The organism is Imbroritus primus, assembly GCF_964332355.1.
Classification (GTDB): Bacteria; Pseudomonadota; Gammaproteobacteria; order Burkholderiales; family Burkholderiaceae; genus Imbroritus; species Imbroritus primus.
The window spans coordinates 2,030,685-2,056,118 of the sequence record NZ_OZ201293.1; the positions used below are offsets into that span (position 1 = coordinate 2,030,685).

Sequence of the window (25,434 nt, forward strand, 5' to 3'; positions counted from 1 at the left end):
TCAGGCGTCGAACCCCGCCACCACCTCCCGCTGCGCCACCCAGTCCGTCGGCAGCGGATTGCGCTGGAACCACAGCAGGCTCATGCACTTGGGCTGCTGCCCGGCCAGGATGGTCTGGATGATGGCGGGCTCCAGCAGGGTCAGACGCAGCAGTTCGTTGACCGTCGAGTGGTGCAGGCCTTCGTGCTGGGCGATCTCGCTGCCACTGCCCACCACACCATCATCGAGCAGTTGCTGCCAGTAGAAGGCCCGCGTCAGCGCCACCAGCAAGGGCTGGTCGATCTGGGTGGCCACCTTGCCCGGCGCATCGAGCTGGCCGTCCGGGCGTACCACCACCTTGCAGCCACCACGCTTGCGGATCTTCAGCGGGATGAAGGTGGACAACTTCACCCGTCCGCCGTCCTGACGTTCGCGGGCGATGGCTGCGCCCAAGGGCTGCACTTTCGGCTTCATACGATTTCCTCCATTTCCTGCAATTCCGCACCGATGGTGCCGGGCATCAGTTCCCCGGCCAGTTCCTGCCAGCCCTGATCGCGCCAGATGATTTCCAGCCCGCCGTCGGCAATCACCACGCGCTCGATCAGCAGTTGCGCCAGTCGGCACTGCTCGGCTGGAAACAACTCCCGCCATAAGCTGGCGAGGTTACGCATTGGCAGCACGACCTGCGGTTCGGTGAGATCTGGCCGGATGTTCTGCATTCGGCCCCACACCGATTGCACGATGTGCGGGGCTGACAGCGCCGCCACGATCTGCTGCGTGACCAACTCTTCAATCGGCACGGCTGGCAACGGGCCGTGTTGACTGGCCCATGCGCCAAAGCGACGGTGTTTGATCGGACTGTAATAGCGGTAGGTCTTGCCCTTCTTGACCGTGTAGCTGGGCACCAGCCGTTCGCCATCGGACGTGAACAGCAAACCACGCAGCAACACTGGCTCACTCTGGCGGTCATTCGTCGCACGCCGCCGTTCGATCCCATCGGTGGCGATCAACGCGTGCACCGCATCCCACTGTGCCTGGGTGATGATGGCTTGATGCTGGCCCGGGAAACTCTGCCCCTTGTGAACGATCTCGCCCAGGTACATCCGGTTGTGCAGCATCTTGTAGATGGTCTGCTTGGTGAAGGGCTTGCCGCCCTTGGTGACCACGCCTTGCGCGCCGTAGGCCTTGGCCATCAGCGTGGCCGAGCGCACGGTCACGAAGTCATCAAAGATGCGGCGAACCAGCTTGGCCTCAACTTCGTTGATCACCAACAGTCGGTTATCGACGTCGTACCCGAGCGGCAGCGGCCCGCCCATCCACATACCCTTGGCCTTGCTGGCGGCGATCTTGTCGCGGATGCGCTCGCCGGTCACCTCCCGTTCGAACTGCGCGAAGGACAGCAGGACGTTGAGCATCAGGCGGCCCATCGAGGTGGCCGAGTTGATCTGCTGCGTGACAGCGCTGAAACAGACCCGGTGGCGGTCAAACACATCGACCATTCGCGCGAAATCCGCCAGCGACCGTGACAGCCGGTCGATCTTGTAAACCACCACGATGTCGACCTTACCCATCTGGATGTCTGCCATCAGGCGCTTCAAGGCAGGACGCTCCATGTTGCCGCCGGAGAAACCACCATCGTCGTAGTCGTCGGCCACGGCAATCCAACCCTCGTGGTTCTGGCTCTTGATGAAGGCGTGCCCGGCTTCCTTCTGCGCGTCGATGGAATTGAAGGACTGGTCCAGACGCTCATCACTGGACACGCGGCAATACACCGCGCAGCGTTTCGGTGGCACGAGCAATGGCGCATTCATTGACCATCCCCCTTGCGATCGCGCAGGCCAAAGAACTTCGGCCCGTTCCAGCGCGTGCCGGTGATGTGGCGTGCGGCCGCCGACAGGCTCTTGAACACCTGCCCGTTGAGTTCGTACAGACCATCGGGCGTGACCGTTACACGGTGTTGGCGCTCATCCCATTCGCGGATCAGCGTGGTGCCAGGCATCAGCAGGGTCTGCGCGCTGCGACCGGCAGCCGACTTGATCTTGGAATGCTTGGCCCCGGCCTCGACCAGCATCTTGCGAATATTGGTGGGCAGCGCGCCGTAGGCTTTCTCCTGAATGCGGTAGGCCAGACGCGATTCCACGTAATGGCGATTGCGATGGCTGGGGCGCCGGGGAAAGTACAGATCCCACAGCGCCCAGAGCTCGGCCATCGGCAGGGATGGCAGCACGGCCAGCTGGGCCGAGATGCTGCTGTTAAGGGTGACCGTCATTTCAAATTTCTCCTGTGGTTGAGACAGGTCCATGAACGCGCTGTGGCAGGCAGAAGCCAAGTCAAACCGTGCTCTTTCGATCAGGTGGTAACCGGTAACCTCGGGTGGTAACCCAGTTTCGGAATCTGTCGCTGACGAGGGCGCGCGCTCGCGCCACCCGTATCGGTTCTTGTGAGGGAAGGACCCATTTCACCGGCGGCGATGCCGACGCGTCGGGCGCAGGAAATGGCGCTGCCACCAATGCCAGAGGCGGCGTTCAATACGCGCGGCGGCACACAACCAGCGCCACCACCACGGCAGCTTGATCCGCACGCGGCGCGGCCTGTGCACGATGGATGACGATGGCCTGCCCGGTACGCCGATCGATGCCTCACCCCACGAGGCTTGCGAAACGGACGGCAACACGCCAATGCCGTCATCGCACGTGATGGTGGCATGTGCTGCCGGTGGCAATAACTTCTGTCGGGCGGGCTGGCGCTCCAGACCTTCCGGTCCGGGTGCAATACGTGGCGACAGCGGCCCGAAGCGATCAGGCAGATGCTGGCGCGATGGCTGGATTTCCATGACGGCAGCCCTCACACATCCACGCGCACCACGGTCGACAGGCCCGTGCCATGACCGAGATGCTTCTTCGGTGGATTGGGATCGGGCGCGTAGATGCGACGCTCATCACCTTTGGCCTTCGGGTGATAGACCTTAAGCCCCCAACCGTCGAAGCCTGCCCTGCGCAGGGCGTTGTCCAGTGCCACGACCAGTTCGTTGTCGGTGCGAGTGAACTGGTCGTTCAGATCACGCAGCTCTTCATACGAGATGCCCGCGATCAAGGTCGGCAGCAGCTCGCCATCACGCGTTTGTCCGATCAGCTCGTGGTCGAAGCGAGTGCAGGTGTCGCCTGTCACGCGGGTGTGGGTCAGGCGCACGCGCTGCAACAGCACCGCCTCCACGCTTTGCATCTCGCGCCAGGCCTGTACGAAGGTTTTGGCGGCTTCCAGCATCCGCTGCGCGCTGGGCTGGAAGATGCGGCGGATTTCCTGATCGATCAGCGATTCATCGACGCCGGCCACCATCTGCCCGGCCAGATCATTGAGGTACTGCTCCAGCGCCTTGACGCGGATGGGTGCTTCCATCACCTGTTGCGTGGCTTTCACACGCGCGGCTTGTTCCTGTGCCAATGCCTGCTGGTGTTCCAGATCGAACTTGGCCAGTGCCTCTGCATCGCCCAAGGCAAGCAGCACTTCGCGCTGGATGGTCAGCGCCATCTCCGGCTCGGCGGGCTTGTCCCAGTCGTTGCTGATGCGATTGGCCGCGATCAATGCCGCAAGGGCTTGGTCGTACTGGGCGTTCTGTTGGCGCAGGCGCTCAAACAATTGCGCCACCGCGCTGACGTCACCGATTTCGTTCAATGGGGATTCGGCATCGGCGGTGACGTCGATGGATTTTTTACTGCGGCGGATCAGATTCACGGTGGGCTCCTGTCGAAAATAGAGAACGGTTCAGACAGGTGTAATGGTCCGCGTGGAGACAGTTCAGGTCGATCAGGGCGCAGCGGGTGGCTGAGGGTTTGCGGGCACGATTCAGCTTCGGTCGCACTCAATATCCCGGGTGCTGTTGTAAAAAAGCCCTGAAGCGGATAGCAATTTAGAGTAATGCCTGGGGCTATTGGTGGCCGTTTCGTACAAAAGCGAATTTTGGCCATTTGCCTTCAGAAATCAGCAGGCGAAGAATCTCCTCATCGCGGGCGCACATCCCTCTTGGCGGGACAGCGTCCCCCACCGACGACAGGAGATTCCGATGCAAACCACGCTGCCCGAATTGATTACCCCGCGCACTTTGGCGACCCGCTGGGGCCTTTCTGAAAAAACCCTTGAACGCTGGCGCATGACCGGCAATGGCCCCACGTTTCTCAAGCTGGGTAGCCGGGTGCTGTACCGCATGGACGATGTGTCAGCACATGAGGCGCAGCGCACCCGCCGCTGCACCGCAGGGCAGTCTGTCAGCGAAGGAATCTGGCAATGAACCGCGCTCAACGCCGTCAGCGCGACAACCTTACCCGGCAACTGCGTGCCCACATTGCCGAGCACGGCATCGAGGCCATGCTCGACAAAATGTTCGGCCCGGGCAGTTGGCGTTACGACGCTCGCGAACAGCTGTGGATCGTGCCGGATGCCAAAAGCACCGGCCCTGGTCGCGCCTACTACTGCGTGCGCGCCAATGGCGACTGGTTCAAGGCCCGTCTGGGTGTGGAGCACACGCAATGATGGCGACCGCAACGCAAACCACCACGGTGGCCAGCCATCCCTTCTTTGATTTCAACGATGCCGCCGACCTCATCCTGCCGCGCCACGACAAGGATGAAATCCGCTCTCGATTGCTGGATCAATTGGAATCGGTGCTGCTCTATCTGTTGCCACGCGGCAAACGGCGCGGCAACCAGTTCTACATCGGCAATCTGCAAGGTGAGCCGGGCGACAGTCTGGTGGTTGAACTGGAGGGCCCCAAACGCGGCGTGTGGATCGACTTCGCCACCGGCGAATCGGGCGATGTGCTGGCGCTGTGGGCCAGTACACGGGGCTATTGCTTGCCCAACGATTTCAACGAGCTGTTGGAGGACGCGGGCGATTGGCTGATGGTGCCGCGTATCGCCGCTGCGCCAGTACTGCACACCCGCCGTGCCTATGACGAGCTTGGCCCCCACACCGGCAAATGGGATTACCTGGCGGCCGATGGCAGTCTGCTGGCCTGTGTGTATCGGCACGACACACCCAGCGGCAAGCAGTACCGCCCGTGGGATGTGCGGGCGCGGGTCATGCGCATGCCGGAACCGCGTCCGCTCTACAACCTTCCTGCGATTGCTGCCGCCGATGCCGTGGTGCTGGTCGAAGGTGAAAAATGTGCCGAAGCCTTGATGCAACTGGGCATCGCAGCCACCACCGCGATGGGCGGCGCGGCCACGGCCATCGATAAAACCGACTGGACGCCGCTGGCACGCGGATCGTGATGCGCTGGAAGTCAAGGTTGAGGCCATCGTCCTGGCCCGCAACGCGGCAGAAATGGCAGTGCTGGAATCAAAGGCAGAGGCAGCCTTCGATGGTCTTTACGACCAGCACAAGAAGGCCATCTACAAACTCAAGGAGCAAAAACGCGCCAATTACGAGAAGCTGCGGCTGGCAACGGCCAAGCCCCACGAAGTGCCATGGCATTTGCCAGCATCCATCGACTTCAAGCGACTGCCGACTGATCCCCTCTGGGAGCGCCATCTGTATGTGGAAGGTAATGGCCAGTTTCGTGCCGAGCTGGGCAGTTGGGAAGCCGGGGTATTGAAGGAAGAACTGGCCAAGCCTGAAGTGGTCGGCTGGTTGCGCAATCTGGATCGCAAGCCGTGGTCGCTGGAGATTCCGTATGAGAAGGGCGGTGATGTGCGACCAATGTTCCCGGATTTAGTCGTGGTGCGCAAAGTCGGCAGCGAATTCGCCATTGACATTCTTGAGCCCCACGACCCGAGTCTTAGCGACAACTTTGAGAAGGCCGTCGGGCTGGCAAAGTTTGCGGAAAAGCACGGCGGGTTATTCGGGCGTATCCAACTGATCCGCAAGCAGTCTTCGGCTGGTGGCGAGCATTTCGCGCGCCTGGAGATCAATCAGGCCGCCACGATTAAAAAGCTGTTGCTGATCACGAGTAATCCGCAGCTCGACGATCTGTTTGCTGTTGCATCCAAGTAATCCCAGGGAGTGGAAATGAGTTCAAGTAAAAAGGGGCAGATCGAGAGCGCCAAGATCGTCATTGGCGAGGTGTTCTCGCGTTTCTGGTTCCGCATCCCGGATTACCAGCGAGCCTATGTCTGGGGCAAAGATGAGATTTCCGAGCTGATCGATGATGTGAATTACGCCAGCGAGCACAACCCGGAAGGGCATTACTTTCTGGGTTCTATGGTGCTGCGTAAGGCAACTCGCACCACCGACGGGGTGAGCTTTGAAGAGTACGAACTACTGGATGGCCAGCAGCGTCTGACCACGTTAATGCTGATGCTGGCCTGCATCCGTGACCGAGTGACGGATGACAAGCTTAAAGCCGCTTGCCGTGAAATGCTGTTCCAGGAAGAGAACAAGTGGAAGAAGATTCCCGGTCGCAATCGCATCGTCTATGACATTCGCGATAACGTTGGCACCTTCATCGAAAGTTACATCAAAACTGATGGTGGCTCTCATAGCCCGGATTTGGTGGGCATCGCAGCCAGCAAGAACCTGTCGCTGTCGAATATGGCCGCAGGCTTGCAGACCATACATGCCAGTATTGATGACACCACCCGTTTTCCGTCTGAGGCAGACTTTGACCGCTTTGTCGGATACCTGGAACTCGTTCCCGAGGTGCGCCTGCGCTACACCGACCGCTTCGACGACCCCAACCTACCCGGCGAGATGATCACGACTATCACGCTCAAGCCGGTATCGTGCGGTACGGAACTCACGGCAGTTCAGGAAGGGATCCCGGATGTCATCCCGGAAGAAAGCTGCTATCTCGGCTGGCAGGAATCGCTCGCCCTGCTGGCCAAGCTGGTCGAGGCGGAGATTCCGGGCTGAGATGCCGTCGGCCAACGTTCGGTTAGCCGCGCGCTTCCGTCGGCTTTATTCCAGCCCGCCTGCGGCTTCCAAGGTCGCCGCGGCGTCGGCTCACCCCTGCTTTATGCCTCGACGGCGCATTGGAGAGCCAGCGCCTCGCCAGCGTTTGGCCTGCTCCATATCCCTTCCGGGACGGCTCATCAAGCCGGGCGAAGCCCTGCCTGTAGGAAGCCGCCGACTTCTCCCCGCCTCTCACTCATCCTAAGATAGACGCTGCCGCGCCGCCGACAGGAGTCAGGAATGAGAGACATGCATATGCCCCGCCATCACACGCCCGAGCAAGGTGCACAGCACGCAGGGAATGGCAACTCGCAGCCACCTGCCGACCGCCGCCGGCGGCTGATGCATCTTTTCGACCATTTCGCGAACAGCGCGACACGACATGCAGGCTCGCCACTCGCTTTTTTCCTGGCCACCATGATCGTGGTCGTGTGGGGAATCACCGGGCCAATGTTTCAGTTCTCCGAAACCTGGCAGCTGGTCATCAATACCGGCACGACCATCATCACGTTCTTGATGGTCTTCCTGATCCAGCAGAGCCAGAACAAGGATTCCGTGGCCGTACACCTGAAACTGAACGAACTGCTGGCGTCGCACAGGGCGGCGAGCAATCACCTCATTTCCATCGAAGAACTCGATGAGGATGAGTTACGACAGCTCAGCGACTACTACCGTCATCTGGCAGATCTGGCCGACCGCGAAGGCGGTGTCAAACGCAGTCATTCGATCGATGAGGCCAACGAAAATCATGCTGCGAAGGCCCGGGCATGGCAAGGCCGGCGAGGCACAGCGCAGCTTATGCCTGCTGTGGCGGAAGACCACGGAAAAAACATGGAGTGATAGCCCAAGCGATGGAAAGGCGAGCATGCTAAGGGGTAGATTCTGAAGTAGCACGGCGGCAGGAACATCCTGGCCACCATACCGCCACAGCGACGCGGGACCGCCTTAATGTGCCGAACCGCACTTGCGGACATGCTCGCTTGGTAGCGTGTGCACCGGACTGCCTTCTGGGCAGCCCGGCCTCGCTCACGAACTCAGTGCCGGATAGTCGATGTAACCCGCTTCACCCGGGTGATAGAACGTCTCCGGCTGCGGCTCGTTGAGCGGCGCGTCGATCTGCAGGCGACGCGGCAGGTCCGGGTTGGCAATGAACAACTTGCCGAAAGCCACCGCGTCAGCCTCACCTGCATCCAGCACCTGCTGGGCGGATGCCTTGGTCAGGTTTTCGTTGGCAATGAACACGCCGCCGAATGCCTTCTTCAGCGCCGGGCCCAAACGATTGTCGCGCAGCGATTCACGGACGCAGATGAAGGCCACTCCGCGCTTGCCAAGTTCGCGGGCAACATAGCCGAACGTCGCCAGCGGATCGGAATCACGGATATCGTGAGAAGCGCCGTTCGGCGAGAGGTGCACCCCGACCCGTTCGGCACCCCAGACAGCGATACACGCATCCGTCACTTCCAGCATCAGCCGGGCGCGGTTCTCGATCGAGCCGCCGTAGGCATCGGTCCGCTTGTTGGTGCTGTCCTGCAGGAACTGGTCGAGCAGGTAGCCGTTCGCGCCATGCACCTCCACGCCATCGAAACCTGCACGCTTGGCGTTTTCAGCGCCCCGACGATAGGCCTCGACGATGCCCGGGATCTCCTCGAGATCCAGCGCACGCGGCGTGACATAAGCGCGCTTCGGCCGCACCAGGCTGACGTGCCCGTCTGCGGCAATCGCGCTCGGCGCAACCGGCAGGTCGCCATCGAGGAAGATTGGATCGGAGATCCGCCCCACGTGCCACAGTTGCAGAAAAATGCGGCCGCCGGCGGCGTGCACGGCCTTGGTCACCTGCTGCCAGCCGGCGACCTGCGCCTCGGACCAGATCCCCGGCGTATCGGCATACCCGACGCCTTGCGGCGATACCGCCGTGGCCTCGCTGAGAATCAATCCGGCCGAGGCGCGCTGCACGTAATAGCGCGCCATCAGCTCATTGGGAACGCGGCCGCCGCCGGTCGCCCGCGCACGGGTCAGAGGCGCCATGACGACGCGATTGGGAAGATCGAGATCACCGATACGGATAGGGTCAAATAAAGTTGGCATGGTCATCAGTCAGCAAAACGGGAAGCACACAGGGTGCCAATCCGCACGGAGCCATCTCCGGCGGCACGAATTGTTCAGAGCGCTTGATGCATATGGTCGAGAAACGCCTGGATCGTTGCTTCATTGCGTTTGAAGTACACCCACTGGCCAACCCGCCGGGAAGTCACCAGCCCGGCCCGCTGCAGGATTGCCAGATGCGCCGATACCGTAGACTGCGACAGCCCGGCGCGCGCGTCGATCTGTCCTGCACACACGCCCAGTTCCAGCGAATGTTCCTGCTCTCTGAAGCACACTTCGGGAGTCTTCAGCCAGGCAAGAATATTGCGCCGTACCGGGTTGGCGAGCGCCTTGTGAACCACATCCATATCCAGCGCAACCGCGTCCTGCCGGGAGGCTGGCGTTGCTACGCTGTTCGTGGATCGACGAACCATATATCTGCATCTCCAGAACTTAATATCGTCAATATACGATATAAATCGATAGTCTGCCTGACACCCACCAATCTGCGCAGGCGCGGACCCACTCTTCCTGCCGCGCGGACAGTACACCAACATCAAGACGGCATGAACATGTGTCCGTTACCGCGCCTCGAGCAAACCTCACCCCTTGACTGGCTGCAAGGCGATCACAGCCATGCCGCACAGCGCCAGCGCCGCCCCGGCGATATCCCAGCGCGTCAATGGAATGCCGTCGACCCAGTAGAGCCAGAGCAACGCCACGGCAATGTACATGCCGCCGTACGCGGCGTAGGTCCGCCCGGCGGCGGTCGGGTGCAAGGTCAACAACCACGCAAACAGTGCCAGCGACAGCGCTGCAGGTGCCAGCAGCCAGAGTGGCCGGGCCTGCTTGAGGACCAGCCAGGGCAAATAGCAGCCGACGATTTCGGCGACGGCGGTCAAGGCAAAAAGGCCAGCGAACTTCGCAAGTTCAAGCATGATGGTCCCGGGATCAGGGCTGTTTGCGGCGTCTGGCGGGTGCCCGTGCCGCAGGTGGTGAGACGGAAGGTGCCGCTGCTCGCGGCATCGCGGGGGCAGCGGCAGCAGGAACGGCTTCTGCCAGCGCATGGCATGCACACGCCTCGCCGTGCGCCGCGGCCACCAGCTCCTGAAGAATGCCGCATTCCGCAACGGTATGACTGTCGGTAGCACAAGCACGGCTCAGCGCGGTCAGTTGTTGCTCCAGTGCGAGCATGCTGGCGAGGCGAGCGCGTACACGCACCAGATGCGTCGCCACCAGCTGGTCGATATCGCCGCAATCCTCGCCCGGCCTGTCGAGGAATGCCAGCAGGCGCTGCACGTCCGCCAGCGGTATATCGAGCGCCCGGCAATGACGCACGAAGGCAAGCCGTTCGAGATGGGCAGGGCCATAGCTGCGGTATCCGTTCGCCTGGCGCTCGGCCCGTGGCAGCACCCCGCTTTTTTCGTAGAAGCGAATGGTCTCCACGTCGACACCCGCCGCCCGCGACAACTCACCGATCCGCATGCCGATTCCCCGGTGTTGGTACACATGGATATGGTACGCGCTTGACCCTGGAGCGGCTACAGGGTGTGAAATGGAATCATTCCAATCAGGAGCCCGCCATGTCCGCACATTGCTGCCCCCCGCCGTCCCCGCCCGCCGAAGGCCAGGACCATCGCTTCCGCCGTGCGCTGTGGATCGCGCTCGCAGTCAACGGCCTGATGTTCTTCATCGAAATCGGCGCGGGCATGCGCTCCGGTTCGATTGCGCTGTGGGCCGATGCGCTCGACTTCGCCGGCGATACCGCGAACTACGGAATCGCATTGTTTGTACTGTCCATGGCCCTCGCCTGGCGCGCCCGGGCCGCGTGGCTCAAAGGCCTGACCATGGCGGTTTTCGGCATGGTGGTGTTGGGCCGTGGGCTGTGGTCAGCCTACATTGGCATGCCACCGGAGCCGCTCACCATGGGAACGATCGGCCTCGTAGCGCTGCTTGCCAATGTCGGCGTGGCATGGATGCTGTACACCTATCGCAGCGGAGACGCCAATATGCGCTCCGTATGGCTCTGCAGCCGTAACGACGCGCTTGGCAACCTCGCCGTGATGCTCGCCGCCGCCGGCGTCTTTGGCACAGGCAGTGGCTGGCCGGACATCATTGTCGCGGTCGTCATGGCCAGCCTCGCCCTCTCCTCCGGCATCACCGTCATGCGGCACGCGCGACAGGAGTTGCGGGGGCGGCAGGGACACGGACAAGCCCCGCAGCCGCCGGCCGGATCGTCTGCCTCTTCACACCTTCACTGAGCGCGCCCGCCACGGGCACGCTGCAGGCAGGCGTGCCGGACCATGGCGGGACAGCCCGGCTGAAAACCGCCGGGCTTGGTACAATCTGGGCTCCCTCCGATTCACCACCGCCGTTTCTTCCCCATGCAATCGCTCTGGATGTTGGTCGCCGCCTTCTTTTTTTCACTGATGGGGGTGTGCGTCAAGCTCGCATCCGAAACCTATACCACCGGGGAAATCATTTTCTTTCGCTGCCTGATCGGCGTCATTCTCATTGCGTGGCTGATGCGACGGCGCGGCGAGACCCTGCGCACGCCGCATGCGATCTCGCACATCAAGCGGAGCGTGTTCGGCCTGACGGCACTGATGATGATGTTCTATTGCCTGTCGCAGCTACCGCTGGCAACCGCCCTGACACTGAACTATATGTCGCCAGTCTGGATTGCGCTGATCCTGAGCGCAGGTGCTGTACTGGCAGGCAAACGCGGCCCGGACACAGACCGCCGGCTGGTCGTTGCCATCCTGTTATCTTTCGCCGGCGTCATCTGCCTGTTGCGGCCTTCGGTCGACTCAAGCCAACTGGCTGCCGGGTTGATCGGCCTGATCTCCGGCTTCTTCACCGCGCTGGCTTATGTGGAGGTGCGCGCGCTCGGCAAGCTGGGCGAATCCGAGAACCGCATCGTCTTCTATTTCTCGGCGCTTGGCCTGGTGCTCGGTATCGTCTGGATGTACTTTACCGGCGTATCCACGCATACCTGGAGCGGCGTCGCACTACTGCTGGCGACTGGCGTGACGGCCACGATCGGCCAGACCACCATGACGCGCGCTTACAAGCGCGGCAACACGCTACTGACAGCCAATCTCCAGTATGCGGGGATTGTGTTTGGCGTCGGCTTAGGCATACTGATATGGAACGACCGTCTCGACTGGCTCAGTTGGTCGGGGATGGCCATGATCATCATCAGCGGCATCGCAACCACGCTGATCCGCGCGCGCGAGGATGCGCGCGCCGCGCAGGCGGCAGCCGCCACGCCCCCGGAAGCCGAGGTGCATCCCGAAGTGTGAGGCGCATCGTGAAGGCATGCGATGATGATGCTGCAAATCCTTGTTCATCGCTAGCGGAATGCCATGACCACCACACTGATATCCCCCGAGGCGCTGCATACCCTGCTCGCCGACCCCACCGCCCACACGGTGGTAATCGATTGCACCTTCGATCTCGCCGATCCGGCTGCCGGCCGCCAGGCTCATCATGCCGGCCACATTCCCGGCGCCTATTACCTGCATCTCGACAACGAACTATCAGGCGCCAAGACGGGCACCAACGGGCGGCACCCACTGCCCGCACCGGACGATTTCATTGCCCGCCTGCGCATGCTGGGCGTCAATAATGACACCCAGGTCGTCGCCTATGACGGCAATGGCGGCGTGTTCGCCGCACGGCTGTGGTGGATGCTGCGCTGGATCGGTCATGCCGGCGCTGCCGTGCTCGACGGTGGCCGGCAGGCGTGGGAAGCCGCGGGCTATGTGCTCGAACCGGGTGTTCCCGATGAACCTGCCCTGCCTGAAGATCGCGGCAACCTGGAACTGCGCGCTGCACTGGTCCCTGTGGTAGACGCGCAGGACATCATGGAGAACCTGGCGACCCAGGCGCGCCTGGTCGTCGATGCCCGCACCGAGGACCGCTTTCGCGGCGAGAATGAAACGCTCGATCCAGTGGGCGGGCATATTCCCGGCGCGCGCAACCACTGCTTCAAGCGCAATCTCGATCGCAACATGCGTTTCAAACCAGCGGAACAGTTGCGCGCCGAATGGCAGACCACGCTCGGCCAGACTGCACCCGAGTACAGCATCATGCAGTGCGGCTCGGGCGTCACCGCCTGCCACAACCTGCTGGCGCTCGAGGTCGCAGGCCTCACGGGCGCAGCTCTTTATCCCGGTTCGTGGAGCGAGTGGTGTGCAGATGCGTCACGCCCCATGGCGACGGGCGACTGAACGTGTTCAGTGCGGGGCTTAGTACAGAGCGCTAAAGTCAGCGCTCAGTGCAGATGACCATGCCCATGGGCATGACGCGTCAGCACATACACCAGGACCACACCGAGGACGATCAGCGCGACCTGCACCGCGGACTCGCGCCACTTCGGACGACGTTGCATCTGCGGCATGAGGTCGCTGACCGCGATATAGACGAAGCTGCTCGACGCCAGTACCAACACGAACGGCACCCAGGTCGCCATGCGGTCGAACAGCAAATAGCCAATGAGCCCGCCAACCACCGCCGACAGGCTCGACAAGAGGTTGTAGGCAAAGGCACGTGCCCGGCTGAAGCCGGCGTTGAGCAACACGATGAAGTCGCCGACTTCCTGCGGAATCTCGTGCGCGGCGATGGCCAGCGCCGTGACCACGCCGATATGCGGATCGGCCACGAACGCTGCGGCAATGAGAATACCGTCGGCAAAGTTGTGCAGTGAGTCGCCCACCAGGATCAGCATGCCGCTCTTGCCTGCTTCCTCCCGGTCATGCCCGTGATGGTGGCCGTGGCCATCACCTTCGTGATGATGCGAGTGCCGCAGCAGCGCCAGCTTTTCGAGCAGGAAAAAACCGAGCAGGCCAGCCAGCAGCGTGGCAAACAGGGCATGGGAATCCGCGCCGGATTCAAAGGCTTCAGGCAGCGAGTGCAGGAGCGCCGTCGCCAGCAGCACCCCCACCGAAAAGCTGACCATGGGCTTGACGATGCGGCTCATGACCGTCAGCGACAGCAGGGCCGCGGCCAAAATGCTCCCGATGCCCGCCAGGGCGGTCGCGGCGAGAATGGATAACAGGGTGGTATCGATGATGCTCTCCGGAGGCGCGGCATGCTGGCGAGCAGCATGCGTGGTCGCGCACTATTGCAACACAGTTGCAACAAAGACGAGATTGTACGCAAACCCGTCCGTAGTTGGCAACTGCTGTATCGCTTTTCCGGAGAACAGGGGAACGTAGCCTTGGGGGAACATCTCAGAGATTCCCAGGACTACGCCGTGACCCGACAATGTCAGAGCGATTACTTCAGACCTGAAGCACCGGGCCAGGCGCTTCAATCAGGTGCTTCAGATGGATGACTGCGGACTGCGTTCAGGCCACGCCCTGCTTGCGGAACCACGCCAGGCATTTTTCCCAGCCATCACGCGCCTCGGTAGCCCGGTAGCTAGGCCGGTAATCGGCGTGGAAGGCGTGCGGGGCATCGGGATAGATGACGAACGACGAAGCCTTGGCCGCCGGCGCGGACGACTGCTTGAGCGCCGCCTTCATCTTCTCCACGGTATCGAGCGGAATACCCGTGTCCTGGCCGCCGTACAGGCCGAGCACCGGGGCCTTCAACTGCCCCGCCAGATCGAGCGGATGTGCAGGACTGGTCGGCGTCTTGTCGCCCACCAGACGGCCATACCACGCCACGCCGGCTTTCACCGTGGGGCTGTGCGCACAGTACAACCACGTGATCCGCCCACCCCAGCAGAAGCCGGTGATGCCGACCTTGGCGGCATTGCCGTTGTTGGCACCGGCCCATTTGACCGCGGCATCGAGATCGCCCATGACTTGTGCATCGGGTACCTTGCTGATGATGTTGGTCATCAGTTCCTGCAGCGTGCCGAACGAGGTCGGATCACCCTGGCGCACGAACAGTTCGGGAGCAATCGCGAGATAGCCGAGCTTGGCAAAGCGCCGGCAGACGTCGGCGATATGCTCATGCACGCCGAAGATCTCGCTGATCACCAGCACTACCGGCAGGTTGGTCTTGCCGGTCGGCTGAGCGCGATAGGCCGGCATCGACAGGTCGCCGGATGGAATCATCACCTCACCCGCCGTCAGGCCCTCGAAATCGGTCTTGATGGTGCTCGCGGCCACCGGCATGACGGCCGCAGCGAAGGCACTGCCCAGCGCAGTACGGACGAAATCGCGGCGATCGAAGGATTGTGCGGGAACCAGGCTCTCAATCTCGGGCTTGAACATCAGCGGGTCTCCTTGAAAACGACGGGACGCCATTGCGCCCCGTAACATTCGCGATTCTATGTAACTTCTGCGCCGCGCGCACGTGCCGCCGCAGGATCAATGCAACTTCACACGCGGCCGGGTCTTGTTGCGCAGCCAGTGGATCACCGTATCGAGCGCCATACGCAGCGGGCCGTGCAGCGCCATGACGTGCATACGGTAGAGGCTGGCATACATGAGCCGCGCCAGCAGGCCCTCGATCAGCATCGATCCGCCAATCAGCCCGCCCATCAGATTGCCGACCGCACTGAAGCGCCCGAGCGATACCAGCGAGCCGAAATCGCGGAAGCGGAACTCCGGTGCCTCGCCACCCTGCAAGCGCGTGCGGATCGCCTTGACGAGGAACGACGCCTGCTGGTGCGCCGCCTGGGCACGCGGTGGCACGGTGGTGTTCATCTCCGGCCAGGCGCAACTGGCGCAATCGCCGAACGCATAGATGCTATCTTCACCGCGCACCAGCAGCGTCTGCTCGACTTCGATCTGGCCCATGCGGTTGACCGGCAGGCCCAGCGTACCCAGCACCTTGGGCGCCGTGATGCCAGCCGCCCAGACAGTCAGGTCAGCAGGGACGGTCTTGCCGGACGCTGTCAGCACCGCATCCTCGCGCACTTCGGTGACGCGCTCGCCGGTCAGTACTTCGATATTGAGGCGGCGCAGCAGCTTGGTCGTCTCGCCCGACACGCGCTCGGACAGGGCCGGCAGGATACGCGGCCCGGCCTCGACAATATGGATACGCACATCCTGCTTGGGGTCGAGATGATGCAGGCCGTATGCGCCCAGCACATACGCGGTATTGCGCAACTCTGCCGACAGCTCGACGCCGGTTGCTCCCGCGCCGATGATGGCAACGTCGACGGTCGGACGCACGACATCCTGCTGCCCAATGCGGTTCTCTGCCCGCATGCAGGCGGCGATGAGGCGACGGCGGAAACGCTCGGCCTGCGCAGCCGTATCAAGCTTGATCGCATGCTCCGCCGCACCCGGCACGCCGAAGTCGTGCGTCACGCTGCCGATGGCCAGCACGAGCGTATCGTAGGCAATCGCCCGGGCCGGCAGGACCTCGATGCCGTCCTCGTCATGGCAAGCGGCCACCGAGACAGTACGAGCCACACGGTCGAGGCCGAGCAGTTCGCCCTGCTGGAATTCGAAATGATGCCAGCGCGCCTGTGCGGCATACTCGAGCTGGTGCGTGTTCGGGTCCATGCTGCCAGCCGCAACCTCATGCAGCAGCGGCTTCCAGATATGCGTCGGCGCGCGGTCGATCAGCACGACCTTGGCCGCGCCGCGCTTGCCGAGGCTGTCCCCGAGCCGCGTAGCCAGTTCCAGCCCACCCGCGCCACCGCCGACAACGACGATACGGTGTCCTGTCTGCGCCTCTGTCTGCGCACCTGCCTGTACTCCGACTTGCATGCCCTCTCCTGTGAGTCACCGACCCGTCCGGCGCATGCCGGGCATGGGGGTCGCACGACGGTTGGAACGTGTCGATCTTCGCCCAGTGTGGCGAATCGGCAGCCGGCTCAGTGCGCCACTTCCCAGTTGGCGCCCGCCCCCACTTCGGCCACGAGCGGCACGGACAGCGTGGCGACGCCGCACATCAGTTCCGGCAGGCGCGTGCGCACCAGCGGCAGCTCGGCTTCAGGCGTTTCCAGCACCAGTTCGTCGTGCACCTGCATAATCAGGCGCGAGCCCAGGCGCTCATCCTCCAGCCAACGCTGTACGGCGATCATCGATAGCTTGATCAGGTCGGCAGCGGTCCCCTGCATCGGCGCATTGATGGCCGCGCGCTCGGCGGCCTGCCGGCGCGGGCCATTGCCGCCACGGATATCGGGCAGCCACAGGCGGCGGCCGAACACGGTTTCCACGTAACCGCGCTCGCGCGCCGCGCTGCGGGTCTCTTCCATATAGGTAGCCACACCGGGATAGCGTGTGAAATAGCGGTCGATATACATCTTGGCCGCATCGCGCGTGATGCCCAGGTTGGCGGCGAGCCCGAAGGCGCTCATGCCGTAGATCAGACCAAAGTTGATGGTCTTGGCGACACGCCGCTGGTCGGCCGTGACCTCGTCGACGCCGACGCTGAAGATCTCGGCCGCGGTGGCACGGTGGATGTCCTTGCCCTCGGCGAAGGCCCGCAGCAGATTTTCGTCGCCAGAAATATGCGCCATGATGCGTAGCTCGATCTGCGAGTAGTCGGCCGAGACAATGACGTTGCCGGGTCCGGCGATGAAAGCCTCGCGGATACGGCGGCCTTCCTCGGTACGCACCGGAATGTTCTGCAGGTTCGGGTCGGTGGACGCCAGCCGCCCGGTCACTGCCGTTGCCTGACCATACGTCGTATGTACCCGGCCGGTACGCGGATTGACCATCTTCGGCAGCTTGTCGGTATAGGTCGCCTTGAGCTTCGCCATGCCGCGGTACTCCAGCAGCAACTTGGGTAGCGGATAGTCCTCCGCCAGCTTCTGCAGCACCTCCTCGTCTGTCGATGGCGCACCGCTTGCTGTCTTCTTCACGACCGGCAGCTCCATGCGGGTGAAGAGGATCTCGCCGATCTGCTTCGGCGAGCTGAGGTTGAATGGCTGGCCTGCCAGCACATGGGCTTCCTGCTCGAGCTGCAGGATGCGCTCGCCCAGCGTATGACTTTGCGCAGCCAGGCGCGCGCTGTCGATCAGCACACCATTGCGCTCGATCTGCTGCAACACGATCGATGTCGGCATTTCGATGGACTCATACACATACTTCAAACCTGGCACAGCCGCCACGCGCGGATAGAGCGCGTGATGCAGGCGCAGCGTGATATCGGCATCCTCCGCCGCGTATTCGGTCGCCCGGGCGATGTCGATCTGGTCGAAGCACAGCTGGTTCACACCCTTGCCGCAGACCTCTTCATAGGTGATGGTCTTGACGCCGAGTTCGCGCTCGGCCAGGGCATCCATGCCGTGGTTGCGGTGCGACTCGAGTACGTACGACTGCAGCATGGTGTCATGCGCAATGCCGCGCAACGCCACGCCGCAATTGGCGAAGATATGCGCGTCGTACTTCAGGTGCTGTCCGACCTTGAGCGCGCTTTCGTCCTCGAGCCACGCCTTCATGCGCGCGAGCACCACGTCCTGCGTGAGCTGGGTTGCACCGGCCGCCACATCGGGCCCGCGGTGCGCCACCGGGATATAGCAGGCCACGCCGGGCGACACGGCCAGCGACAGGCCCACAAGCTGCGCCTGCATTGGATCGAGCGAGGTGGTTTCCGTGTCGATGCTCACCAGCTCCGCCTCGGCCAGCCGCTGCATCCAGCTTTCCAGCTGCGCCTCGGTGCGGACGGTTTCGTAATCGACGGCGGCCGGCGGCGCGGCCGGCATCGGCATGGCAACCGGCGCGGCATCATCGAACAGGCCGCCTTGCGCGGCCGGCGCGGCGGTACCCTGGCGCACGGCGGCAGTCTTGGCGCTACGGACATCAGGCAGACTCTCGCCAGTCAGTTCGCGCAGCCAGGTACGAAAGCCATAGCGCGTAAAGAATTCGATCAGCGCCTGGGCATTTTCAGGATGATCGTGCAGTGCCGTAAAATCGGGCACTTCGGCACTCAGGTCGCAGTCGAGCTTCACCGTGATCAGCTCGCGACCTTTCGGCAGCCAGTCCAGCGTGTTACGCAGATTTTCGCCTACCACACCCTTGATGGCGCCGGCATTGGCGATGATGTTGTCGAGCGTGCCGTATTCTGTGAGCCATTTCAGCGCGGTCTTTGGGCCAACCTTGGGCACGCCAGGAATGTTGTCGACGGTATCGCCAATCAGCGCAAGATAGTCGATGATGCGTTCCGGCGGCACGCCGAACTTGGCCTGCACACCCGCCGGGTCGAGCACCTCGCCGCTCATGGTGTTGACGAGCGTGACATCGGCATTGACCAGTTGCGCGAGGTCCTTGTCTCCCGTCGACACCACACTGCGGATGCCCTGCGTCGTCGCGCGGTGCGTGAGCGTCCCGATGACATCGTCGGCCTCCACGCCCTCTACCATCAGGATGGGCCAGCCGAGTGCGCGCACGGCCTCATGAATCGGCTCGATCTGGCGCGCCAGGTCCTCAGGCATCGGCGCGCGGTGTTCCTTGTATTCGGGATACAGGTCGTCGCGGAAGGTCTTGCCCTTTGCATCAAATACGCAGGCGCTATACTGTGCCGGATAGTCATTCCGCAGTTTTCGCAGCATGTTGATCATGCCGTAGATCGCTCCGGTGGGAAATCCTTCCGGATTCCGCAGGTCTGGCAATGCATGGTAGGCACGATAGAGATAGCTTGAGCCATCGACCAGCAAGAGCATGTTTGGACTATCTGACATGAATAAATATGAACGCTAAGACGAATAAAGACACCACGGCCGGTGCACCGCAGGCACCGCAGCAAGACACACCGCAAAGTTCCCCGGCAGCCCCTGGCAAGGTGGCCGATAAAGTCGCTGACATTGCCGCCGCCACCACCATGCCGGAAGCGGCGCACGACTACCCTGGCGATACCGCGCCCGGCCCGCGCCGCGGAGAAGATCCCGCAGCGCCGCTGCGCATGCATCCGCGCAAGATGATTCCGAGCCTGCGCGCACTCGCGGACGAGGATCGTGCCACGGCCAAGAAGGCACGCGCCTCCTGGCAGATGTTCACGATTATGGCAGAGTTCATCGAGGCAACCGAGTACCTCTCGGAGGTACGCCCAGCGGTATCTATCTATGGGAGTGCACGACTCAACGAAGAGTCCCCTTACTACGCGAAAACCGTCGATATCGCCCGCTTGTTCTCGGATGCCGGCTTTGCCGTCATCTCCGGCGGCGGGCCGGGCATCATGGAAGCCGCCAATAAGGGCGCGCATGCCGGCAAGTCAGCCAGCGTGGGCCTGAACATCGAACTGCCGCACGAGCAACGCGGCAATCCGTACCAGGATATCTCCATGCGCTTCCGCCACTTCTTTACGCGCAAGGTCAGCTTCGTGAAGAATTCGGATGCCTTCATCGTCATGCCGGGCGGCTTCGGCACGCTCGACGAACTGGCCGAGGTGCTGACGCTCGTCCAGACCGGCAAGTCGCGGCACGTGCCGATCGTGATGGTTGGCACCACCTTCTGGCACGGCTTGCTGGAGTGGTTCCGTCACACCCTCCTTCCGATGGGGGTAATCTCGCCAGGCGACCTCGACATCATGAAGGTGGTAGACGATCCGCACGATGCACTGGAGGCGGTCTATGCCTTCTACGAGACCCGCGAGACGGATGCCGTCATCCCGTCGAAGGAAGAGATGTTCTACCTGTAACCGGGTGGCCGCGGCATGGGGAGCGGCAGGGATCAGGCGCAGCTTTCGCCACCCGTGGAGTCCGGCAGTTGCTAGAATAGAAGGATCCATCGACTTTGCAGCTATGCTGCACGGAGCCTCGCCATGAACGCGCTGCCCTTCTCCCTGTCGTTTTTCCGCTCATCCAGCCAGTGGCGCTGCCTGACCGTGGGCCTGCTGCTGGTCCTGCCAGGGCTGGCCGCTGCGCAGGCCGACTCCAATCCCTCGCCGCTGTCGGCCCAGGAGCTGGAGCGCATCAACAAGCAGCCGCTCGCGCCGCGCGCCACCACCGAACTGAACCGCCCGCGCGAACCCAGCTTCGTGCTCAACGATACCGACGGCACGCAAGTGCGCGAATACCGCAACAAGGGACGCGCCACCGATATCGAAGTACACTCGGGCATGGGCACGTCGTACCAGATGAGCAAACCGGAAGAAGGCGTGCCGCAGCAGCGTGACCGCACCGTGAACCGCGTGCCGTCAGTGCCGATTCTCAAGTTCTGAACCCCGGCCAGACAGGCGCCGGCACGCCCTGCCCCATATATTGGGAGGGGGGGCGGCCCGCCTTGTGCCAGCCAGGGCATCCCGTCACCAACAAGCAGATAAAAGCAGATACAGCATGGCCGTCTTTACCGCGGTCTCGCAAGCCGAGATCGAACTTTGGCTTCAGGACTACGACCTTGGCAGCATCACCGACTTTCGCGGGATCGCCTCCGGCATCGAAAACAGCAACTTCTTCCTGACCACCGAACGCGACGGCGTCACGCATCAGTATGTGCTGACCATCTTCGAGCGCCTGACGTTCGAGCAACTGCCGTTCTACCTGTATTTCATGCAGCACCTGCACGCCGCCGGCATTGCCGTGCCGGCGCCCATGCAGGCACGCGATGGCGCCATCCTGCGCCAGTTGAAAGGCAAGCCAGCCACGATCGTCACGCGCCTGCCGGGCGCCTCCGACCTGACGCCCGGCCCGCTGCATTGCGCCCAGGTGGGCGAGATGCTGGCGCGCATGCACCTCGCCGGCGTCGACTATGACCGCCACCAGCCCAATCTGCGCAGCCTGCCCTGGTGGGAAGAGACCGTTCCGCAGGTCCTGCCGTTCATCGATGCGGAAAAGCAGGCCCTGCTGCAAGCCGAGTTGGCGCATCAGCAGCGCTTCTTCGGCAGCGCAGACTACGCTGCCCTACCCGCCGGCCCCTGCCATTGCGACCTGTTCCGCGACAACGTGCTGTTCCAGGCGACGGCCGACGGCGGCAGCCGCCTGGGCGGCTTCTTCGATTTCTACTTTGCCGGCATCGACAAATGGCTGTTCGACCTGGCCGTGTGCGTCAACGACTGGTGCATCGACCTGCCTACTGGCAGACTGGATGATGTGCGCATGGATGCCATGCTGCAGGCCTACGCCGCCGTACGGCCGCTCGGCGATGCCGAACGCCGGCACTGGGCCGACATGCTGCGCGCCGCAGCGCTGCGTTTCTGGATCTCGCGCCTGTGGGACTTTTATCTGCCGCGCGATGCGCACATGCTGCAACCGCATGACCCGGCGCATTTCGAACGCATCCTGCGCGCGCGGATCAATATTCCTTCCGTCCTCCATGTCTGAGTCGCCATGCAACTGATCGAAGTCACGCCGCGCGACGGCTATGTCTGGTTCCGGCAAGGCCTCTGGTTGTTCCGCAAGAACCCGCTGACCTTCCTGATGCTGCTGTTCATCTACTTGATGGCGCTGCAGCTCGCCATCTTCATTCCACTCATCGGCATCATTGCGGCGCTGGTCCTCAACCCCGGGCTATTCGTCGGCATCATGACGGCCTGCCGCGACGTGATCCAGAATCGCCGCGTCTCGCCCGCCATCCTGGTATCGGCCTTCCGCACCAGCAACAAGCCGGCCATCAGCGGCCTACTGAAGCTGGGCGGGCTGTATGCGGTCGCCGTCTTCGCCCTCAGTCTGATCGTCGGCAGCCTCGTCGACCTGCGCGAACTCATGCCGGTGCTGATGCGCGAAGCCGAACCCAGCGCGGAAACCGCAGGCATCCTGTACCGCGCCCTGCTGGTCGGGGCGCTGCTTTACATTCCCGTTGCCATGTCGTTCTGGTTCGCGCCGCTGCTGGTAGCGTGGCATGGCGTGACGCCGATCAAGGCCATTTTCTTCAGCTGGATCGCGTGCTGGCGCAACCGGGGTGCCTTTGTCACCTACGGCATTATCTTCGGCATCCTGATGGTGGCGATTCCATTCATCCTGGAAGCGTTTTTTCGCTCGATCGGGGCAGGCGAATTCATGTCATTCATCGTCACGCCTTATTCGCTGGCCATGCTGACGATCCTGTACTGCTCGTTCTATGCCACATACCGCGGCTGCTTCAACGTCAAGCCGGCCGCCGAAAGCAACAGCGACGATACCCAGACGCCCAACCCGGACGTTTTCTGACGCTGGTCGCTCGCCAGCAGCTGGAGAAGCCGGTATAATCGCCCCCAGCAATTGGGGAGTAGCCGCCCGCCGACACACTGAGCGGGGCATGCGTCAACAGACTTGAAGACGCGCGGAGCATGTCAACCATGAACCGCGCCGATCATGGCGCTTGCAGCCCGGATCATCCGGGGCCTGGCGAGACCAATGGCATCGCCTTTCCGGTTCGGGCCGGGGAAGGTGCATGTCATTGGCATCGTCACGATGCATTCGGCCCGGAATAATGACAATCCCCATGGAAGCCTTCCTCGTTTCGACCGGCATCGTCGCCCTGGCAGAAATCGGCGACAAGACCCAGCTCCTCTCGCTCCTGCTCGCTGCGCGCTTTCGCAAGCCGGTTCCCATCATTCTCGGTATTCTCGTCGCTACGCTCGCCAACCATGCGCTGGCCGGGGCGGTCGGCAGCTGGCTCACACACCTGCTCGGCCCCGATGTATTGCGCTGGATCCTCGGCATCGGCTTCATTCTCATGGCTGGCTGGATGCTGATTCCGGACAAACTCGACGCCGAAGATCAGCCCAAGGATGCCAGCCGCCTGCTCGGTGTATTCGGCACCACGTTGCTGGTGTTCTTTCTGGCGGAAATGGGCGACAAGACGCAGATCGCCACCGTGGCGCTGGCTGCCCGCTTCGATGCCATGGTGCCCGTGGTGCTCGGCACCACGCTCGGCATGATGATCGCCAATGTGCCAGCGGTGCTGCTCGGCGGACGCTTTGCCGGACGCCTGCCGGTACGGCTCGTACACCGCATCGCAGCAGTGGTTTTCCTGGTACTGGGCGTACTCGCGCTGCTCGGCGTCGGCGCATAAAAAAACGCCCGCGTGACCGGGTCACGCGGGCGTCATTCGCAGGCTGGCCTGGCCCGCAGGCCGCCTTACTTGCGGCGTGAACCGAGAATGCTGCCGAGAATGCCGCGCACGATCTCACGGCCGACGGTCGAGCCGATGGTGCGCGCCGCCGACTTGGCCAGCGCTTCGACTACCGAGTCGCCGCGGGCGCCGCCGCGCTTGGCCGTGCCCCCTTTGCTGCCGTTGCCACCATTGCCAAACACCGTCCCGGCAAGATCGCCCATCCAGCTGCCGCCTTCGGCTTCTCCGGCGGGTGCGTCGGCAGTGTTCCCACCCGCACTGCCAGCACCCGCCTGGGCACCGCGCAATTTTTCATAGGCGGACTCGCGGTCCAGCACTTTTTCGTAAACGCCAGCCACGAGCGAGCCTTGCTGCAGCGTTGCACGTTCCGCGTCGGTAATCGGACCGATGCGGCTACCCGGCGCCACGATATAGGCGCGCTCGGTAATCTGCGGCCGGCCTTTTTCATCGAGCATCGACACCAAGGCCTCGCCCACACCGAGTTCGCCGATGGCGGTTTCGATATCGAGCTTGGGATTGGCGCGCATGGTCGTGGCGGCCACTTTCACGGCCTTCTGGTCGCGCGGCGTGAAGGCGCGCAGGGCATGCTGCACGCGGTTGCCGAGCTGGCCCAGCACCGTATCGGGAATATCGATCGGGTTCTGCGTGACGAAATACACGCCGACACCCTTGGAGCGCACCAGCCGGACCACCTGCTCGATTTTCTCCAGCAGGGCCTTGGGCGCATCGTTGAACAGCAGGTGTGCCTCATCGAAGAAGAACACCAGCTTGGGCTTGTCAGCATCGCCCACTTCCGGCAGCGACTCGAACAACTCGGCCAGCATCCAGAGCAAAAAGGTGGCGTACAGGCGTGGCGCATTCATCAGTTGATCGGCGGCGAGGATGTTGACGACACCCTGCCCGCCGACCTGCTGCATGAAGTCCTGGATATTGAGCATCGGCTCACCGAAGAACTGGTCGCCGCCCTGCGACTCCAGTGCCAGCAAGCCCCGCTGGATCGCGCCGATGCTGGCGGATGAGATATTGCCGTATTCGGTGGTGAACTGACTGGCGTTCTCGCCAACGTACTGCAGCATGGCGCGCAGGTCCTTGGCATCGAGCAGCAGCAGGCCCCGGTCGTCAGCGATCTTGAATACCAGGTTCAGCACGCCGGTCTGCGTATCGTTCAGTTCCAGCATGCGCGACAGCATCAGCGGCCCCATGTCGGAGACCGTGGCCCGCACCGGATGCCCCTTCTTGCCAAACACGTCCCAGAATGTGACCGGGCACGCACCCCACACCGGCTCGGGCAGCCCTAGCTGCTCCAAACGGCCCTTCAGCTTGTCGCTCAACTGCCCGGCTTCGGCGATGCCCGACAGGTCGCCCTTCACGTCCGACACAAATACCGGCACGCCGATGCGCGAGAAGGCCTGGGCGAGCGCCTGAAGCGTCACCGTCTTGCCGGTACCGGTGGCGCCGGTGATCAACCCATGGCGGTTACCCATCTGTGGCAGCAGGAACAGTTCGTGTTCTGCATTCTTGGCAATCAGCAGGGGATCGGTCATGGGTTCCTCGTCAGGTAGAAAAGGGCCAGTGTCAGCGC

28 protein-coding genes, 1 pseudogene and 1 riboswitch are annotated in these 25,434 nt (G+C 62.7%); of the genes and pseudogenes, 15 read left to right on the top strand and 14 right to left on the bottom strand.

Annotated features, from left to right (window positions below; translation table 11 throughout):
- The 5 genes from ACQ3C8_RS09275 to ACQ3C8_RS09295 form a co-directional block, all read right to left on the bottom strand.
- A complete protein-coding gene (locus tag ACQ3C8_RS09275) occupies positions 1-453 on the bottom strand; it encodes a hypothetical protein (RefSeq protein WP_029578562.1) in 453 nt (150 codons plus the stop codon).
- A complete protein-coding gene (locus ACQ3C8_RS09280; protein ID WP_428851377.1) occupies positions 450-1,790 on the bottom strand; it encodes a recombinase family protein in 1,341 nt (446 codons plus the stop codon). The genes ACQ3C8_RS09275 and ACQ3C8_RS09280 overlap by 4 nt, the downstream gene beginning before the upstream one ends.
- Positions 1,787-2,248, bottom strand: a complete 462-nt coding sequence (locus ACQ3C8_RS09285) for a DUF2924 domain-containing protein (protein ID WP_428851378.1) — start codon at positions 2,246-2,248, stop codon at positions 1,787-1,789. Before ACQ3C8_RS09285 ends, ACQ3C8_RS09280 begins: the two co-directional genes overlap by 4 nt.
- Positions 2,249-2,437: 189 nt before the next feature.
- A complete protein-coding gene (locus ACQ3C8_RS09290; protein ID WP_144417583.1) occupies positions 2,438-2,812 on the bottom strand; it encodes a hypothetical protein in 375 nt (124 codons plus the stop codon).
- A gap of 11 nt (positions 2,813-2,823) precedes the next feature.
- Complete coding sequence (locus ACQ3C8_RS09295) at positions 2,824-3,711, bottom strand: hypothetical protein (protein ID WP_428851379.1); 888 nt, start codon at positions 3,709-3,711, stop codon at positions 2,824-2,826.
- Between the two features lie 328 nt (positions 3,712-4,039).
- On the opposite strand from ACQ3C8_RS09295, the gene ACQ3C8_RS09300 reads away from it, so the two are divergent.
- From ACQ3C8_RS09300 to ACQ3C8_RS09330, 7 genes and pseudogenes are all read left to right on the top strand, one after another.
- Positions 4,040-4,264, top strand: coding sequence for a helix-turn-helix transcriptional regulator (locus tag ACQ3C8_RS09300; protein ID WP_048940635.1), 225 nt, complete (start codon positions 4,040-4,042; stop codon positions 4,262-4,264).
- A complete protein-coding gene (locus ACQ3C8_RS09305) occupies positions 4,261-4,506 on the top strand; it encodes a hypothetical protein (RefSeq protein WP_029578567.1) in 246 nt (81 codons plus the stop codon). The genes ACQ3C8_RS09300 and ACQ3C8_RS09305 overlap by 4 nt, the downstream gene beginning before the upstream one ends.
- The gene (locus ACQ3C8_RS09310) at positions 4,503-5,246 is read left to right on the top strand and encodes a hypothetical protein (RefSeq protein WP_428851380.1); all 744 of its coding nucleotides are present in this window, start codon (positions 4,503-4,505) and stop codon (positions 5,244-5,246) included. Before ACQ3C8_RS09305 ends, ACQ3C8_RS09310 begins: the two co-directional genes overlap by 4 nt.
- 52 nt (positions 5,247-5,298) lie before the next feature.
- Positions 5,299-5,967, top strand: a complete 669-nt coding sequence (locus tag ACQ3C8_RS09315) for a hypothetical protein (protein WP_428851381.1) — start codon at positions 5,299-5,301, stop codon at positions 5,965-5,967.
- Positions 5,968-5,982: 15 nt separating this feature from the next.
- A pseudogene (locus ACQ3C8_RS09320) lies at positions 5,983-6,429 on the top strand (DUF262 domain-containing protein); the annotation flags it as partial.
- A 75-nt stretch (positions 6,430-6,504) separates the two neighbouring features.
- Positions 6,505-6,825 (top strand): SRPBCC domain-containing protein, encoded by a 321-nt coding sequence (locus ACQ3C8_RS09325; protein WP_428853057.1) that lies wholly within the window; start codon positions 6,505-6,507, stop codon positions 6,823-6,825.
- A gap of 381 nt (positions 6,826-7,206) precedes the next feature.
- Entirely contained in the window at positions 7,207-7,704 is a 498-nt protein-coding gene (locus ACQ3C8_RS09330; protein ID WP_428851382.1) for a low affinity iron permease family protein, read from the top strand.
- Between the two features lie 186 nt (positions 7,705-7,890).
- Here ACQ3C8_RS09330 and ACQ3C8_RS09335 read toward each other — a convergent pair whose 3' ends face one another.
- From ACQ3C8_RS09335 to ACQ3C8_RS09350, 4 genes are all read right to left on the bottom strand, one after another.
- Positions 7,891-8,949, bottom strand: coding sequence for an alkene reductase (locus ACQ3C8_RS09335; protein WP_138750603.1), 1,059 nt, complete (start codon positions 8,947-8,949; stop codon positions 7,891-7,893).
- Positions 8,950-9,023: 74 nt separating this feature from the next.
- Positions 9,024-9,380, bottom strand: coding sequence for an ArsR/SmtB family transcription factor (locus tag ACQ3C8_RS09340; protein WP_009521672.1), 357 nt, complete (start codon positions 9,378-9,380; stop codon positions 9,024-9,026).
- A gap of 168 nt (positions 9,381-9,548) precedes the next feature.
- Complete coding sequence (locus tag ACQ3C8_RS09345; RefSeq protein ID WP_428851383.1) at positions 9,549-9,884, bottom strand: YnfA family protein; 336 nt, start codon at positions 9,882-9,884, stop codon at positions 9,549-9,551.
- A gap of 13 nt (positions 9,885-9,897) precedes the next feature.
- Positions 9,898-10,431: a Cd(II)/Pb(II)-responsive transcriptional regulator gene (locus ACQ3C8_RS09350; RefSeq protein WP_428851384.1), complete on the bottom strand. Its 534-nt coding sequence runs from the start codon at positions 10,429-10,431 to the stop codon at positions 9,898-9,900.
- 98 nt (positions 10,432-10,529) lie between these two features.
- Here ACQ3C8_RS09350 and ACQ3C8_RS09355 point away from each other — a divergent pair, with 98 nt between their 5' ends.
- The 3 genes from ACQ3C8_RS09355 to ACQ3C8_RS09365 all read left to right on the top strand — a co-directional run bounded on the left by ACQ3C8_RS09355 (position 10,530) and on the right by ACQ3C8_RS09365 (position 13,181).
- On the top strand, positions 10,530-11,207 hold the full coding sequence (locus tag ACQ3C8_RS09355) for a cation transporter (protein ID WP_428851385.1): 678 nt from the start codon (positions 10,530-10,532) through the stop codon (positions 11,205-11,207).
- A gap of 123 nt (positions 11,208-11,330) precedes the next feature.
- The gene (locus ACQ3C8_RS09360) at positions 11,331-12,251 is read left to right on the top strand and encodes a DMT family transporter (protein WP_009521668.1); all 921 of its coding nucleotides are present in this window, start codon (positions 11,331-11,333) and stop codon (positions 12,249-12,251) included.
- A gap of 63 nt (positions 12,252-12,314) precedes the next feature.
- Complete coding sequence (locus ACQ3C8_RS09365; protein ID WP_428851386.1) at positions 12,315-13,181, top strand: sulfurtransferase; 867 nt, start codon at positions 12,315-12,317, stop codon at positions 13,179-13,181.
- 44 nt (positions 13,182-13,225) lie between these two features.
- On the opposite strand, the gene ACQ3C8_RS09370 is transcribed toward ACQ3C8_RS09365, so the two are convergent.
- From ACQ3C8_RS09370 to polA, 4 genes are all read right to left on the bottom strand, one after another.
- Complete coding sequence (locus ACQ3C8_RS09370) at positions 13,226-14,020, bottom strand: ZIP family metal transporter (RefSeq protein ID WP_428849637.1); 795 nt, start codon at positions 14,018-14,020, stop codon at positions 13,226-13,228.
- Between the two features lie 280 nt (positions 14,021-14,300).
- The gene (locus tag ACQ3C8_RS09375) at positions 14,301-15,176 is read right to left on the bottom strand and encodes a dienelactone hydrolase family protein (RefSeq protein WP_009521664.1); all 876 of its coding nucleotides are present in this window, start codon (positions 15,174-15,176) and stop codon (positions 14,301-14,303) included.
- Between the two features lie 96 nt (positions 15,177-15,272).
- Positions 15,273-16,625 carry an NAD(P)/FAD-dependent oxidoreductase gene (locus ACQ3C8_RS09380; RefSeq protein ID WP_428851387.1) on the bottom strand — a complete coding sequence of 451 codons (1,353 nt, stop codon included), beginning with the start codon at positions 16,623-16,625 and terminating at the stop codon, positions 15,273-15,275.
- Between the two features lie 107 nt (positions 16,626-16,732).
- Positions 16,733-19,543, bottom strand: a complete 2,811-nt coding sequence (polA, locus tag ACQ3C8_RS09385; protein ID WP_428851388.1) for a DNA polymerase I — start codon at positions 19,541-19,543, stop codon at positions 16,733-16,735.
- Positions 19,544-19,551: 8 nt separating this feature from the next.
- On the opposite strand from polA, the gene ACQ3C8_RS09390 reads away from it, so the two are divergent.
- The 5 genes from ACQ3C8_RS09390 (at position 19,552) to ACQ3C8_RS09410 (ending at position 23,792) form a co-directional block, all read left to right on the top strand.
- Positions 19,552-20,499 (top strand): TIGR00730 family Rossman fold protein, encoded by a 948-nt coding sequence (locus tag ACQ3C8_RS09390; RefSeq protein WP_428851389.1) that lies wholly within the window; start codon positions 19,552-19,554, stop codon positions 20,497-20,499.
- Between the two features lie 123 nt (positions 20,500-20,622).
- Entirely contained in the window at positions 20,623-21,021 is a 399-nt protein-coding gene (locus tag ACQ3C8_RS09395; RefSeq protein ID WP_428851390.1) for a hypothetical protein, read from the top strand.
- Between the two features lie 115 nt (positions 21,022-21,136).
- Positions 21,137-22,120 (top strand): homoserine kinase, encoded by a 984-nt coding sequence (locus ACQ3C8_RS09400; protein ID WP_428851391.1) that lies wholly within the window; start codon positions 21,137-21,139, stop codon positions 22,118-22,120.
- Between the two features lie 6 nt (positions 22,121-22,126).
- Complete coding sequence (locus ACQ3C8_RS09405) at positions 22,127-22,945, top strand: BPSS1780 family membrane protein (RefSeq protein WP_428851392.1); 819 nt, start codon at positions 22,127-22,129, stop codon at positions 22,943-22,945.
- A 41-nt stretch (positions 22,946-22,986) separates the two neighbouring features.
- A riboswitch (yybP-ykoY riboswitch) is annotated at positions 22,987-23,157 on the top strand.
- 62 nt (positions 23,158-23,219) lie between these two features.
- Positions 23,220-23,792, top strand: coding sequence for a TMEM165/GDT1 family protein (locus ACQ3C8_RS09410; protein ID WP_428851393.1), 573 nt, complete (start codon positions 23,220-23,222; stop codon positions 23,790-23,792).
- Positions 23,793-23,857: 65 nt separating this feature from the next.
- On the opposite strand, the gene ACQ3C8_RS09415 is transcribed toward ACQ3C8_RS09410, so the two are convergent.
- On the bottom strand, positions 23,858-25,396 hold the full coding sequence (locus tag ACQ3C8_RS09415; protein WP_428851394.1) for a helicase HerA-like C-terminal domain-containing protein: 1,539 nt from the start codon (positions 25,394-25,396) through the stop codon (positions 23,858-23,860).
- Positions 25,397-25,434: the final 38 nt, after the last annotated feature.